Raw genomic sequence first — 13,869 nt, 5'->3', positions numbered from 1 at the left:
ATCTAATTATCGCAGGTCAATATCATCCACATATAAAGAATAAGTAAAGTCTATGTTAATTATTAAGAGGGAGTGAAAATCGTATGGCCTTTCATATCGTATTAGTTGAACCGGAAATACCCGCGAACACGGGAAACATTTCTCGAACCTGCGCAGCTACTGGCGCTTTTCTACATTTAGTTCGTCCACTTGGATTCTCAACAGATGATAAAGTCTTAAAAAGAGCTGGTTTGGATTATTGGGATTCGGTTAAACTGAGCTACCATGACTCTTTTGAGGAGGTAAAAGCACTGTTTCCCCAGGCTCGCTTCTTCTATGCGACTACAAAAGCCAAGCATAATTACAGTGAGTTTACATTTCAGGACAATGATTTTTTTGTATTCGGCAAAGAAACAGCTGGTTTACCAAAAGAATTAATCCAAGCTAATCCAGAAACCTGCTTAAAGCTTCCTATGTCGGATGCGGTCAGATCGTTGAACTTGTCAAATTCTGCAGCCATTCTTTTATATGAAGCACTGAGGCAAACGGGGTTTGAAGGTTTAAGCTAATATACGGTGATTGTAAAACTTGTTGCCCGTTAAACGGATATTTGCAGGGATTTCACAAGAAATAGCGAAATCTTAATATAATCCATTTACAAATGAGGTGAAATTAATGAAATCGGCAGGAATTGTACGAAAGCTCGACCAACTTGGCCGAATCGTGCTTCCAAAATCGCTTCGTAAAAGATATCAAATGAACGAAGGAGTACCCGTTGAAATCCTTGTTCAAGGCGATCATATCATTCTCGAGAGGTATCGGCCGAAATGCGTTTTTTGCTCGTCAGTGGAACAAGTTACCCAATTCAAAGAAAAATATATATGTGGAATGTGTGCTCATGAATTAGTTGGATTTCATTAATAGAGGAAGAATCTGCAGAAATGCAGGTTCTTTTTTTCACACAAAAAAAGACCTAACCCAGCCCTATTCGGCTGAGATCAGGTCTTAAGAGGAATCCAAGCTTAGTTAGCTTATAGACCGCTTGTTTTGTCCTCATTATATGAAGAAGTCAGAATTGCGACGATAAATGTTACGAGTACAATGATAGAAATCCAAAAGGTCACTGACATAACTGCACCTCCTACGTATAACTCTATTATAACCAACTAAAGCCAAATAGAAAACGCTAAATTGTGAACATTATTTAAAAAATAAAAAGTGTGTCGGTAATGAGCGCATTCGTCCATCCGATGGGTTATTGATTACTTGCCCGTTAAAAACAAGTGTAGTCGAGCCACCGCCATCTAAGTTATATGCATCATGGATCCCAAGCTGCTGTAAGCGGTTCTGCATCTCTGGTAATGTTGCCCCTGAGCTGCCGCTTTCATTCGCACCATTAGTCACAAGTATAATCAGCTGGTCGTTGCCAAAATTACCAATTACCGTACGTGAAGCTCGTTTTGGAGAGTTAAGCCACTTGCTTGGGATATCCAGCTTCTTCCCATTCTGCATTAAGACTGGCTCAAAGGATGCACCAAATGTTGGTTTCAATTTCGTTAACTGGGCCTCATCCTGGAATCTACCGCCGATCAGCTTACCAGCTTTATTCAAACCAACAAACGATCCAGCGATTTTAGGATTCGGCTCAAAAAAACCAAAGATAAATTTACTATTAGAAATAGTATTCCCCGTCGGATAACGTTTACCATGTCCATCGGCAAAGCCCCCAGCGTTAATTCCAGCAATAGCACCATAACGTTTTACAGCAGCTAATGTCGTTTCACTGCCTCCAAGCTTATCTTTGCCAAGCACCATGTTCATAGCTTTGCTATTCTTCAAATCAACCTTGAGGGCATAGCCTTTGAATTCCGCATCCCAGTATGTATATAGCTTAACATCAATATTATCGCTGCTTGCCTGTCGGATAGGTTTACCCAGTACTCTGGATACGCGCTTTTCAAAAATCAGCGGCGGTCGACCTGCTTGATCTTTCACAAGCTTCAAGAGTGAAGACACCGTTGTATTGGTTTGGCTATATTGCTTGTACATCTTCTCAATTGTTGATTTGATCAGAACACCGTCACGACTGGCTTGAATTAGTTTTTTTCCAACCTCATCTGTTTGCAGCTCCATCGTAAAATCAACTTTCTGCGACGTTGTGAAATCAGCTGCTTTCATTTCAGGCTGAAAAGCAAAAAGAAAGAGAATAATGCCTAAGAAAGGAGCGCAAGCTAACAGCATAAATCGAGTCAACCGTTGAATGCCGGTCATTTAAGCACATCCAAATTCTTCTGCAGCTCGATTAGCTTTTTCTTTACTTCGGCCAATTGCGTGTAAAGTTGGTTGCTATTATCGACCTTGGTGCTAGCATTATCTTTAGTAAAAGCCAACAGCTGGTTCAATTGCTCCACCTTATCTTGTAATCCAACAATATCTTCGTTCACATTCGTTTTTAAATCCTCCAGCTGCATTTGATAATCACTTTGAATCGCATGAAGCTGAGTCTGATTCTGCCGCGCTAGATCATCTACCAGCTGAGCCTTTAAGTAATTCGTGTAATAATAAGCTCCTGTTAAACCCATTCCAACCAACATGATCCATGCAAAAATGAGGAGCTTATATGTTTTTTTACGATGTTTCGAAGCCGGTGCGTTTCGTGAATTATTTTCCCTTGAAACGGATTCTAGTGGATAGCTCATAGTTGTGTTCACCTCTTGGGGTACTCTATTTAAATTTTCAATTCGTCTACTATACCATAAACTAGCAGATTTGTCTTTCCACTAGAAGGAGTCAGGAGTATAATAGACGAGGTACTAATGGGAGATTGCACATCTAGCAAGCGGAAGAAGGAAGTAAGATGAGACTGATTTTGAGTTGGTTTGGACAGTGGTTCTCGGCGATTCCAGCAGAAAAAAAGCTTTCTCGCGATGCCCAAGTATCTTTAATTATCCATAGTTTCTTTCAATTTGGCGCATCCATGTCCGGCGTATTCCTGAATCTATATTTATGGCGTTTAACCCACAGCTTATGGATTAATGGAACCTACAATATCCTGACTTGGTTGATTGCCCCGCTAGGTTTTGCCTTAGGTGGTTGGTTGGCGAAGAAAAAAGATCGTATGTTCACCTATCGCATCGGATTATTGCTTTTTGTCCTTTTCTATTTAGCCGTTATCTTTGTTCAAGAGCGGATTGTTGACTATTATATCCTGTTTGCTTTATTTAGCGGGATGGCTGGCTCTTTCTATTGGACCGGTTATTTAACTTTAATGTATGATGTTTCGACGAGTCTCAATCGTATTCGTTTCCTTGCCATCAATATGATTATGTTTACAGGGGCTGGCTTGATAGGACCGGCATTGGCTGGCTTTATTATCAGTCGGGGCGATGGACTTAGCGGTTATATCATTATTTTCACTATGTCATTTTTCATGTTTTTTGCCGCTGGTTTAATTAGTTTGAAGATTAAAGCTCTACCCTCTCAACGTAAAGCTTATTATCTTAAATATACCTGGCTGCTCATGCGTAAAAACCCAGGCTGGTTAAGATCATTATTTAGTTTCATGGGTTTCGGAGTCCTCCAAGGGAGTATGCTGTTCCTCCCAAACATTATGTTATTTCAGGTGCTGGCCAAGGAAGAATGGGTTGGTTATTTCGGTGTATTGTTCTCTGGCGTAATGATGGCTAGCGGCTATTATATTTCACGTAATGCTCAAGAATCACGGCGCGTGCGCTATTTCTTATACTCTGCTATGGGTTTTACATTTGGTGCCATTCTCTTGCTCTGGAGTATTAACATCTGGACGGTAATCGGTTTTTTGGTCGTGTATTCTTTATTCAGCCCTTTACAAGGCAACTCTCTTACCTCAACTTATTTTGGAATGATTGGAAAATTGCAGCCAAAAGGGCAATTCCGAGTAGAATCCGTTGTTGTAAGAGAAATCTTTGTTAATATGGGCCGTGTGATTTCAGTTGGTATCCTTCTGCTATTTGCCAGCAACCTGCAAGGAAGTGCGCTGCCTTGGATGCTGGTTATTTTTTCAGTTGCCCAATTTAGCTTGCCGTTGTTAATCCGTAAAATAGAATAGCTCCCCCTAGGTTGGTAACACTAAGCTGGAGAGCATAGTGGAAGCTGGGGGACTGTTATGATATATGATTGCATTATTGTCGGGGGCGGCATTGCCGGGCTGCAGGGAGCTATTCAGCTGGGTCGTTATGGCCACAACGTGATCGTCATCGATTCTGGGAATGGCCGCTCAACACTGTGTCGAAGCTATCATAACTTATTGGGTTGGCCGAATGGAGTTTCCGGCGAGGATTTACGCAAGCTAGGTAAATCACATGCCGAAAGCTATGGTATTCAATTTATAACAGATACGGTTACTCTAGTTCAAAAAAGTGAGCATGGATTCGAAATAACCTTGAAGCTATCCCCTATTCAATATGAAAGCCGAACCCTGTTGCTGGCAACTGGGGTAATGGACCGTTTTCCACCTTTTCCAGAGCTTCTGCCTTGTTTAGGATTAACTATTTATGTCTGCCCGGATTGCGATGGTTATGAGATTCGGAATCGGCGAACGATTGTAATGGGTTCAGGCGCAGTTGGTGCGGAAATGGCTTTAACCCTTAGCAACTATACCCAGCAATTAATTTATATCAATCATGAGAACCAATCGATTAATGATCAGCTATTAACTAAACTAATCGCCAAAGGAATCACTTATCACGCTGAGATCATTGCAGGTCTAGAGGTTATTGCTGAAGGTCGTTTTCAGGGGGTTCACCTGCAAAACGGGGATTTTATTGAAGCAGAACGCGGGTTTATCGCTTTTGGCGGGAATGACGTCCGTACTCAGCTTGCAGAACAATTGGGCATAGAACGAATGGAGAACAAACATATTCTAACCCACCCCCGCAGCAAAATGACTTCAGTACCCAACGTTTGGGCAGCTGGTGATGCTGGTGTTCATGCAGAGCAAGTCAGTGTTGCCATGGGGGAAGGGGCGTTGTCCGCTATTTGGATTCATAAGGCATTAGAGGGTTTGAATGCAACATGAGCAAAAGCAAGTAAATCTGCCTCGCCTTGAGCTGTAAGTCCGTATGAACCACGCTTTACCCGTTGGAACCAAAGATAATAGTTTTTTTGCAGCAAACCTGTCACTTTAGAATTCCCGGTTAACTCTCTTAATTGTTTAGTCGTTAATGGACCGTGCAGCTTCATATACGTGGCACATTGCAAAGACTTCTCGCGATATACGGTCACTAGCTTACGTTTACTGCTCCCTCCGACGTTGTAGTCCCCGCTGCGCTCTCTAAACTCATTCATAATAGCTGAAGCACGCTTAGCACTTTTTCTAGGTACATACGCTACAGGCTCACATAATACTTCCACAAAAGGTTTTTTAGTTTTATAGAATTTTACCGTAATTAGCCCAAGACCCAGCATCTTGCATAAGCGTTGAATATCATTCCAATGTAAATTATAGGGGGCAGGCCCTTTTAATTTCTGCTCTGTAGCCAAATAAACGTAATCTGTATTTTGCAAGCGATCCATGCCCTGAATGATCAAGGGCAGGTTAAATGTTTTTTTCAATTCAATGATGACCATAGGCTCATCCCCGCGAATCGCGACAACGTCGCAATGCTTCACTTCGCTCCGTACGGTATATCCCATCTTCTCCATAAATTGTTTGATCGGTTCGTATAACTCTGTTTCACTTTGAATCGGCACAGCCAGCCTCCCTCTGCAGGATTTAAAAATCGCTTTCTCAAATTGGAATCCTATGCTAAGGTAAATTATATCACGATTTAAAGAGGAGAAACTAGAACATGGCTAACTTAGCGAATATAGACGATTGGTTGGATCGCGAATTTACTTGTGCTTGTGGAAAAAAACATCTTATTACATTAAAAAAAGTACTTATTGAACGTGGAGCAATTAAAGCAATCCCTGAATACTTGCAGCAAGCGGCTTTGCAATCTGTTTTGCTGGTGGCAGATGAGATTACTTTTGCTGCAGCAGGACAAGCTGTCTTAAATCAGCTTAAATCAGCTGGTATTCAAGCCGAAGTTTGTCTGATTACCAAGAATGAACATGGAGAATTAGCAGCGGATGAACGTGCCATTGTGCAAGTCATGTTAAAGCTATCACCGGCAACACAAGCCATATTAGCTATTGGCTCTGGCACCATTCATGATATTGCACGGTTTACTTGCTACTCGGCGAATCGAGTTTTCATTTCCGTACCTACAGCACCTTCAGTGGATGGATTCGCGTCGGTTGGTGCCCCTTTACTGCTGCAAGGCTTTAAACAAACGATCCCAGCTTGTGCTCCTGATGCTGTTTTTGCAGATCTAGATGTTTTATGCCTGGCTCCACAAGACATGGTTGCAGCTGGATTCGGCGATATGCTTGGCAAATACACCTCATTGGCGGATTGGAAATTAGGACATGCTTTGCTTGATGAGTCTATCTGTGAGCTTGCTTCTGATATGACCAGCGTTGGATTACAGCTATGCATCGATCACATCGACGGGATTCGTAACCGCACAGAAGCTGGCATTAAAAGCTTAATGCAAGGCCTTATCCTGTCGGGAATCTCCATGTTGATGGTTGGAAACTCACGTCCTGCTTCAGGAGGTGAGCATCATCTCTCACATTATTGGGAAATGCGCTTTATACAAGAAGAGCGCAAAGCTTTACTGCATGGAGCCAAAGTAGGCGTTGCTAGCATATTGATGGCTAACTTATTCACAGCCCTCAGTTCCATCGAGGAAGATCAGGTTAGAGATTTACTAGCCAAGGCTCTATCCCCCGATGAAACTAGTGATCGTGAAGCTATTACAGCCGCATACGGAGCTATTGCTGAGCAAGTCATAACCGAAAATTACCCGCAGGGTGCGAATGCTGCAATTGAGCCTCTTAGCTTTAAACAAACTATCTTGAATCAATGGCCAGCCATTCTTCACATCATCGGCCAGGTTCCTTCACCATCACAATTCTCACAATGGCTAGCGCAAGCTGGAGGTCCGATTACTCCTGATCAGCTTGGTGTTGAGCCCGATTTAGTTGAGGAATCCTTGAACAACGCTATGTTTGTCCGCAATCGATTTACAATTATGCGTTTGAATCGCTGGTTAGGCTTGTCCTCCGCGAATTGAACTCGTGTGACTTTTTCAGCAATTTGGTAAACTTATCCCCCTCTCCTGCATAAGTATTAATTAGGCAGGAGTAGTCGAGGAGGAGGGTATCATGAATATTTTTAAGAAAATTACGGAGCATCGGGCGGAAAAGGATCGACTAGCCTGGACGGGAACTTTTGCGCAATATATTGAGAAGATCCGTCAAACCCCCGAGCTAGCCATGACAGCACATTCTCGCGTGTATGAAATGATTGCTTCGCAAGGCAACGTAGAAGAATCGGGGCAGATCAAATATAATTTTTTTTCACAGGATATTTTTGGACTGGATAAAACGGTGGAAAAGCTAGTCGAGGAATACTTTCATTCTGCAGCTCGTCGTTTAGAGGTCAGAAAGCGTATTTTGCTTTTAATGGGCCCAGTAAGCGGCGGTAAATCAACTATTGTCACTTTACTTAAGCGCGGACTCGAGCAATTTTCCCGTACAGACAAAGGAGCCGTTTTTGCCATTAAAGGCTGTCCGATGCATGAGGAACCCCTGCACCTTATCCCATTAGAACTGCGCCCTGAAATTGAAAAAGAGCTAGGTGTCAAAATTGAAGGAACACTCTGTCCCTCCTGCCAAATGCGCTTAAAGACAGAGTTTAATTTCACAATTGAGGATGTGCTTATTGAGCGTGTGCTGCTGTCTGAGGAGAGTCGAGTTGGGATCGGCACATTCAGCCCCTCCGATCCCAAATCGCAGGACATTGCAGATTTAACCGGCAGCATCGATTTTTCGACGATCACTGAATTCGGCTCCGAATCTGATCCGCGGGCTTACCGCTTTGACGGTGAACTGAATAAAGCCAATCGCGGGATTATGGAATTTCAGGAAATGCTCAAATGTGATGAGAAATTTTTGTGGAATCTGCTCTCTTTGACTCAGGAAGGTAACTTTAAAGCGGGTAGGTTCGCCCTTATAAGTGCGGATGAACTCATCGTTGCCCATACCAACGAATCGGAATACAAATCTTTTATTTCCAATAAGAAAAATGAGGCCTTACAATCACGAATGATTGTGCTCCCCGTCCCTTATAATTTAAAAGTCTCCGAAGAGGAGAAAATATATCGTAAATTAATTCAGCAAAGCGATATGAATCATATTCATATTGCCCCTCACGCTTTACGTGCCGCAGCCATTTTCACCATCCTGACCCGTTTAAAAGAAACCAAAAAGCAAGGTGTCGATTTAGTTAAAAAAATGCGCATGTATGATGGGGAATCCATTGAAGGCTATAAGGACGCAGATTTGAAGGAGATGCAAAACGAATTTGTCGAGGAAGGCATGTCCGGAATCGATCCACGTTATGTGATCAATCGAATTTCTAGCGCCTTGATCAAACATGATGTCCAGTGTATCAATGCTTTGGATGTGCTGCGAGCGATTAAAGACGGCTTAGAGAATCATGCTTCCATTTCCAAGGAAGACCGTGAGCGCTATCTCAACTTCATTTCCGTTGCCCGTAAAGAATATGATGAACTAGCCAAAAAAGAAATCCAAAAAGCGTTTGTTTACTCCTATGAGGAGTCGGCACGAACGTTGTTTGAAAATTACTTAGATAATATTGAGTCCTACTGCAACTGGACTAAAATGAAGGATCCGCTCACAGGCGAGACAGTTGATCCTGACGAACGACTCATGCGTTCAATTGAAGAGCAAATCGGAATTTCCGAGAATGCCAAGAAAGCTTTCCGTGAGGAAATATTGATCCGCATGTCATCCTACGCCCGCAAAGGCAAGAAATTTGATTTCAGCACTCACGAGCGCTTGCGTGAAGCTATTGAAAAGAAGCTCTTCAGCGATTTGAAGGACGTCGTAAAAATCACCGCATCTACGAAGACTCCAGATGAAATGCAGCTCAAACGAATTAACGAAGTCGGCAAAAGATTAATTGACGACAACGGCTACTGCCCCGTTTGCGCCAACGAGCTCCTTAAGTATGTGGGAAGCTTGTTGAATCGGTAGATTTCGTTGCATTATTGTCAAACCTTCGTGAATACTTTGGCGCTCTAGAGATGAATTTCAGCACTACAGACTAACTTCCCAGTTACTTTGGCGCTTTAGAGATGATCAAGGTGCAGAAGTGCTCCTCATTTCATCAAACAAACCAAGATTCGAGGAAAAAGGTGCAGAAATGCACCTTTTCTCATTAAAAAAGCCAAATTCTGAGAAATAAGGTGCAGATATACACCTCAACTCGCATTCGAAGATTTCACATTCACTGAAGAGCATAATTCCCCGTCCATTTAAACATAAAACAGCCTCTTAGGCAGATAAATCTGCTTAAGAGGCTGATTTTGTATGATTTAATTAAGATTACAGGTTAAAGTACAATTCATACTCGTATGGATGAATGCGGATTGCTACTGCTTTCGCATCAGCACGCTTCAAGTTGATATAGTTATCAATGAAATCTTGTGAGAATACTTCGCCTTGCAGCAAGAATTCATGATCTGCTTCCAATGCATCTAAAGCTTCGTCTAGTGTTCCAGGAACACTGCGAATACCTGCTTTTTCTTCATCGGACAATTCATAAATGTTCTTGTCAAAAGGACCGTAGCCCAATGCGCGTGGATCGATTTTGTTCTTGATACCATCAAGACCCGCCATAAGCATAGCTGCGAATGCAAGATATGGATTAGCTGTTGAATCCGGAGTACGGAATTCGATACGACAGCCTTTAGGTGTTACAGCAGCAATTGGAATACGAACAGCTGCAGAACGGTTTCCTTTAGCAAATACAAGGTTAACCGGTGCTTCATAACCAGGAACCAAACGTTTGAATGAGTTGGTGCTTGGATTAGTGATAGCGATTAGAGCTGGAGCATGGTGAAGGATACCACCCACATAATGGATTGCCATTTCACTTAGGTTAGCATATGCACCTTTTTCGTAGAAAAGCGGTGAATCGCCGTTGAAAATACTTTGATGAACGTGCATTCCGCTACCGTTGTCGCCAAAAAGCGGCTTAGGCATGAATGTAGCTACTTTACCGTATTGTCTAGCAACGTTTTGGATGATGTATTTGTATTTCATTAAGTTATCTGCTGTTTTAGTCAAAGTATCAAAACGGAAGTTGATTTCGCCTTGTCCAGCTGTAGCAACCTCATGATGATGACGCTCGATACGAAGACCGGCTTCCATCATCAAACGACACATTTCACTACGAATATCTTGTTGAGTATCAACTGGCGCTACTGGGAAGTAACCACCTTTAACCCCAATTTTAAAGCCAAGATTTCCGCCTTCTTCTTTACGGCCCGTGTTCCAAACTGCTTCTTCAGAATCAACTTCAAAAGAAGATTTGTTCATGCTATTCTCAAATTGAACATTGTCAAAAATGAAAAATTCGGATTCAGGTGCAAAGTATGCTGCTGTACCAATACCTGTAGTTTGTAGATATTCTTCTGCTCTCTCAGCAATACTGCGAGGATCGCGATCATAACGATCTCCACCTGGAGTATAAATATTACAATATACAATCAAAGTTGGATGAGCTGTAAAAGCATCTTCATAAATCGTTTCTGTGTCTGGAATCATAACCATGTCTGATTCTTCAATCCCTTTAAAGCCATGGATGGAAGATCCGTCAAATGCTACACCATTTACAAAAGTATCTGCATCTACTTCAACTGCAGGTACTGAAATATGATGGGAAATTCCTCCAATATCTGTAAAACGGAAATCTACCCATTCAATGTTTTTTTCTTTAATAAGACTCAATACATTTTCAACTGACATGTAAAATTCCTCCTATTTCCGAACAATAATCGTATTTCGGCGACGATTGTTCAAGTTTTATTTAATCTTTGTCATATTATAAATCGCGAGTCTAGAAAGCGTCAATACTTATGTAAGCTATTTTTTAGCAGCGTGTGAAGTATGCTCACACACTTGACAATTTCCGTTCACATTTCAGACAAAAAGACTTCCTCGCTAAACCCAATTAATTCTTATCGGGTTTATGGAGGAAGCTTTCTACTTAATAGCTTAAATTATTTGATCCAAGAGCCTGCAGGAATCGGCTCTTTTTTAGTATCGAATTTCTTCCCAAAGTGTGGAGCAAGCTTTTCAAGATCGACCAATAGATTAGCAAATTGATCGGGGAATAAGGACTGGACTCCATCGCCAGTCATTGAATTATCAGGATCGGTATGCATTTCTACAATTAAGCCATTTGCCCCAGCAGCGACAGATGCCTTACACATCGTTTCTACAAGCTCACGACGTCCGGTGCCATGACTTGGATCAGATATAACGGGCAGATGACTCAGTTGTTGAAGAACGGGAATGGCAGTCAAATCAAGTGTGTTTCTTGTATAGGTTTCGAAGGTACGAATACCACGTTCACACAACATTACATTCGGATTGCCACCTGCTAGAATATATTCGGCAGCATTCAGCAATTCATCATAAGTGGAGCTAAAGCCTCGTTTCAGTAAGATTGGAGTTTGAATGGTGCCTAGCTTGCGCAACAAATCGAAATTCTGCATATTACGTGTTCCTATCTGGAGAATATCCGCATGCTCAGCGCATATGTCTACATATTCAGGAGTCATAACTTCGGTAATCGTCAACAGTCCATGTTTTTTACCTGCTTCGGCCATCATTTCAAGTCCCTCAACACCTACTCCTTGAAAGCTATAAGGTCCAGTTCTTGGTTTAAAAGCACCTCCGCGTAATATTTGACCACCTGCAAGCTTAACTAATCTAGCAATTTCATTGATCTGTGCAGGTGTTTCTACTGCGCAAGGTCCACCCATTATGACTAATTGGTCTCCACCAATCTCAACATCACCAATTTTAATAATTGTGTTTGCTGGGTGAAAATCTCGGCTTGCCAGCTTGTAGGATTTTGAAATTTTGATGACCTGCTCCACTCCGGACATTTGTCTTAAATGCTCCGCCAACTGCGGTTCTGCTTTTCCGATAATTCCAATTACTGTACGATCCTCACCTTTGGAAACATGCGCCTGCACACCTTGCTTTTCGATTGTATGAATTATTTCTTGAATCCGTTCTTCCGTTATCTTGTTTGATGTTATAACAATCATCTTCAACACTCCTTTAGTTTACTGTCGCACTTCAACGCTTATACGCTTTTAAGCTTTTAATCGCTAAAGCGTTTTTCCAATAAAAACAATATACAAGATCTCTTGCATATCGTCAAGAACTTATTAGGTAATTATCTAAGCTATCTATTTATTTATTTCAATGTATCTGCATCTGTCTTAGGTAAAGAAGCCAATACAGCTTTACGGCGCTTGCGCTTTTCCTTACGTCTCGCTGCATAAACCTCTAGAATCCAGCGTACGGGAAAATAAGCAATAAGGCCAAGTATAGCACCCATAATGATTCCGCCGAGTATTAAATAAACACCATCCTTAACGATATTGGAAAGCCAAGCCGGGTGAAAATGAATGTGATGTGCAAAATGACTAGGAAGCAGCCAATGCCCCATTTTTTTAATCAAAAAGAAGAAGGGCAAATAAATAATTTTTCCGAATAAGAAACCAACTAAAGCACCCGAAAGGCTAGCCCTTGTGAAATAGACCAAAGGTAAAATAAGTACTGCCGCAAGACCAAAGGTAGGAAAAGTAAACATTTCAATGAAAAGACCTATTGAAAAGCCTTTGGCAACAATGGATGGCCCCCCTTTGGCACGAAGGAGATGATTATATTTAAGTCTAAACCAACGTGTTATGCCTTGCACACGAGATTTTTTTACGAATTTCAAATGCTTTTCTCCTCCTAGACCCGTTCCTTTGCAAGTGGAATTAGCTTATTCATATTTACCGTTCGTTTAATTTCCCAAGTAGCCGGTATATGCTCATCATATTGCTCTAAAAAAGTAATTACTTCCCTAGTAATTGGTGTTGGTGTTGAAGCTCCAGATGTGACTCCTACTTTATGCAAGCCTTTCAACCAAGCTAATTCAAGCTCGCTAATATCTGCGATTCGATATGCTTTAACTCCAGCGATTTCTTCCGATACTTGGGCTAAACGATTGGAATTGTTACTCCGTGGATCACCGACCACAATAACAAGTTCTGTTTCTTTAGCTTGTTCTGCAACTGCTTCTTGACGGACTTGCGTTGCCAGACAAATTTCATTATGAATCTCTGCTGTGGGAAAACGTTCAATCAACCGATTAATGATATCATTGATATCCCATTGACTCATTGTCGTTTGGTTAGTAATAATAATACGCTCAGTCTCAATCTTCAATTGCTCGACTTCTTCTAGCTTCTCTATTAAATGGACATGATCTGGTGCGATTCCTACAGCACCTTCAGGCTCAGGATGCGCCTTTTTACCAATATAAATAATGGTATAACCTTCATCTGCTTTTTCACGAATAAGATCATGTGTGCGAGTTACATCAGGGCAAGTAGCATCGACAACAGTTAATCCCTTATTTTTTGCTCTTCGGCGTACTTCAGGAGAAACCCCATGGGCTGTAAAAATCACGGTACCCTCGGTTATTTGTTCCAATATTTCAAGACGATTCTCTCCGTCTAAGGTAATAATGCCTTCTTTTTCAAAATAATCGGTGACATGTGCGTTATGCACAATCATGCCTAGGATATAGACTGGTCTTGGCAGGTTCAAATTTCGCGCAGCCTGCATAGCTAATGCCATTGCATCTACGACGCCATAACAATATCCTCTTGGTGATATTTTGACAACTTCCATATATAATCCCCA

Annotated in this window: 13 protein-coding genes; 6 read left to right on the top strand and 7 right to left on the bottom strand. The window is 41.7% G+C overall.

Annotation, left to right across the window (positions count from 1 at the left end; translation table 11 throughout):
* Positions 1-83: 83 nt before the first annotated feature.
* Together trmL and EHS13_RS10460 are read left to right on the top strand one after the other, a co-directional pair.
* Positions 84-548, top strand: a complete 465-nt coding sequence (gene trmL, locus EHS13_RS10465) for a tRNA (uridine(34)/cytosine(34)/5-carboxymethylaminomethyluridine(34)-2'-O)-methyltransferase TrmL (protein WP_155700288.1) — start codon at positions 84-86, stop codon at positions 546-548.
* A 106-nt stretch (positions 549-654) separates the two neighbouring features.
* The gene (locus EHS13_RS10460; RefSeq protein ID WP_155700287.1) at positions 655-900 is read left to right on the top strand and encodes an AbrB/MazE/SpoVT family DNA-binding domain-containing protein; all 246 of its coding nucleotides are present in this window, start codon (positions 655-657) and stop codon (positions 898-900) included.
* Positions 901-1,179: 279 nt separating this feature from the next.
* Here the strand turns inward: EHS13_RS10460 and EHS13_RS10455 are convergent, their stop codons facing one another.
* Together EHS13_RS10455 and EHS13_RS10450 are read right to left on the bottom strand one after the other, a co-directional pair.
* A complete protein-coding gene (locus EHS13_RS10455; protein ID WP_155700286.1) occupies positions 1,180-2,250 on the bottom strand; it encodes a phosphodiester glycosidase family protein in 1,071 nt (356 codons plus the stop codon).
* Complete coding sequence (locus tag EHS13_RS10450) at positions 2,247-2,678, bottom strand: hypothetical protein (RefSeq protein ID WP_155700285.1); 432 nt, start codon at positions 2,676-2,678, stop codon at positions 2,247-2,249. Before EHS13_RS10450 ends, EHS13_RS10455 begins: the two co-directional genes overlap by 4 nt.
* Positions 2,679-2,836: 158 nt before the next feature.
* Between EHS13_RS10450 and EHS13_RS10445 the strand changes: the two genes are divergently transcribed.
* Complete coding sequence (locus EHS13_RS10445) at positions 2,837-4,066, top strand: MFS transporter (protein ID WP_155700284.1); 1,230 nt, start codon at positions 2,837-2,839, stop codon at positions 4,064-4,066.
* A 57-nt stretch (positions 4,067-4,123) separates the two neighbouring features.
* The gene (locus EHS13_RS10440) at positions 4,124-5,035 is read left to right on the top strand and encodes an NAD(P)/FAD-dependent oxidoreductase (RefSeq protein WP_155700283.1); all 912 of its coding nucleotides are present in this window, start codon (positions 4,124-4,126) and stop codon (positions 5,033-5,035) included.
* On the opposite strand, the gene EHS13_RS10435 is transcribed toward EHS13_RS10440, so the two are convergent.
* On the bottom strand, positions 5,002-5,709 hold the full coding sequence (locus EHS13_RS10435; RefSeq protein ID WP_155700282.1) for a DUF2161 domain-containing phosphodiesterase: 708 nt from the start codon (positions 5,707-5,709) through the stop codon (positions 5,002-5,004). The two genes, EHS13_RS10440 and EHS13_RS10435, sit on opposite strands and share 34 nt — an antisense overlap.
* A 98-nt stretch (positions 5,710-5,807) precedes the next feature.
* Here EHS13_RS10435 and EHS13_RS10430 point away from each other — a divergent pair, with 98 nt between their 5' ends.
* Together EHS13_RS10430 and EHS13_RS10425 are read left to right on the top strand one after the other, a co-directional pair.
* Entirely contained in the window at positions 5,808-7,139 is a 1,332-nt protein-coding gene (locus EHS13_RS10430; RefSeq protein ID WP_155700281.1) for a sn-glycerol-1-phosphate dehydrogenase, read from the top strand.
* A gap of 91 nt (positions 7,140-7,230) precedes the next feature.
* A complete protein-coding gene (locus tag EHS13_RS10425) occupies positions 7,231-9,126 on the top strand; it encodes a PrkA family serine protein kinase (protein WP_155700280.1) in 1,896 nt (631 codons plus the stop codon).
* A gap of 351 nt (positions 9,127-9,477) precedes the next feature.
* On the opposite strand, the gene glnA is transcribed toward EHS13_RS10425, so the two are convergent.
* From glnA to EHS13_RS10405, 4 genes are all read right to left on the bottom strand, one after another.
* On the bottom strand, positions 9,478-10,902 hold the full coding sequence (glnA, locus tag EHS13_RS10420; protein WP_155700279.1) for a type I glutamate--ammonia ligase: 1,425 nt from the start codon (positions 10,900-10,902) through the stop codon (positions 9,478-9,480).
* Between the two features lie 254 nt (positions 10,903-11,156).
* Positions 11,157-12,215 carry a 3-deoxy-7-phosphoheptulonate synthase gene (aroF, locus tag EHS13_RS10415; RefSeq protein WP_155700278.1) on the bottom strand — a complete coding sequence of 353 codons (1,059 nt, stop codon included), beginning with the start codon at positions 12,213-12,215 and terminating at the stop codon, positions 11,157-11,159.
* Between the two features lie 152 nt (positions 12,216-12,367).
* Positions 12,368-12,898 (bottom strand): DUF2062 domain-containing protein, encoded by a 531-nt coding sequence (locus EHS13_RS10410; protein ID WP_155700277.1) that lies wholly within the window; start codon positions 12,896-12,898, stop codon positions 12,368-12,370.
* A gap of 14 nt (positions 12,899-12,912) precedes the next feature.
* Positions 12,913-13,857, bottom strand: coding sequence for a 4-hydroxy-3-methylbut-2-enyl diphosphate reductase (locus EHS13_RS10405; protein WP_155700276.1), 945 nt, complete (start codon positions 13,855-13,857; stop codon positions 12,913-12,915).
* Positions 13,858-13,869: the final 12 nt, after the last annotated feature.

Source organism: Paenibacillus psychroresistens, assembly GCF_009728935.1.
GTDB classification, from domain to species: Bacteria; Bacillota; Bacilli; order Paenibacillales; family NBRC-103111; genus Paenibacillus_AC; species Paenibacillus_AC psychroresistens.
Note: the sequence above shows the minus strand (reverse complement) of the source record. Positions and strands in the feature narration are given on the sequence as shown.

Excerpts from the sequence above, each read along its gene's own strand:
- trmL (WP_155700288.1), top strand. The coding sequence starts at position 84 with ATGGCCTTTCATATCGTATTAGTTGAACCGGAAATACCCGCGAACACG.
- EHS13_RS10460 (WP_155700287.1), top strand. The coding sequence starts at position 655 with ATGAAATCGGCAGGAATTGTACGAAAGCTCGACCAACTTGGCCGAATC.
- EHS13_RS10455 (WP_155700286.1), bottom strand. The coding sequence starts at position 2,250 with ATGACCGGCATTCAACGGTTGACTCGATTTATGCTGTTAGCTTGCGCT.
- EHS13_RS10450 (WP_155700285.1), bottom strand. The coding sequence starts at position 2,678 with ATGAGCTATCCACTAGAATCCGTTTCAAGGGAAAATAATTCACGAAAC.
- EHS13_RS10445 (WP_155700284.1), top strand. The coding sequence starts at position 2,837 with ATGAGACTGATTTTGAGTTGGTTTGGACAGTGGTTCTCGGCGATTCCA.
- EHS13_RS10440 (WP_155700283.1), top strand. The coding sequence starts at position 4,124 with ATGATATATGATTGCATTATTGTCGGGGGCGGCATTGCCGGGCTGCAG.
- EHS13_RS10430 (WP_155700281.1), top strand. The coding sequence starts at position 5,808 with ATGGCTAACTTAGCGAATATAGACGATTGGTTGGATCGCGAATTTACT.
- EHS13_RS10425 (WP_155700280.1), top strand. The coding sequence starts at position 7,231 with ATGAATATTTTTAAGAAAATTACGGAGCATCGGGCGGAAAAGGATCGA.
- glnA (WP_155700279.1), bottom strand. The coding sequence starts at position 10,902 with ATGTCAGTTGAAAATGTATTGAGTCTTATTAAAGAAAAAAACATTGAA.
- aroF (WP_155700278.1), bottom strand. The coding sequence starts at position 12,215 with ATGATTGTTATAACATCAAACAAGATAACGGAAGAACGGATTCAAGAA.
- EHS13_RS10405 (WP_155700276.1), bottom strand. The coding sequence starts at position 13,857 with ATGGAAGTTGTCAAAATATCACCAAGAGGATATTGTTATGGCGTCGTA.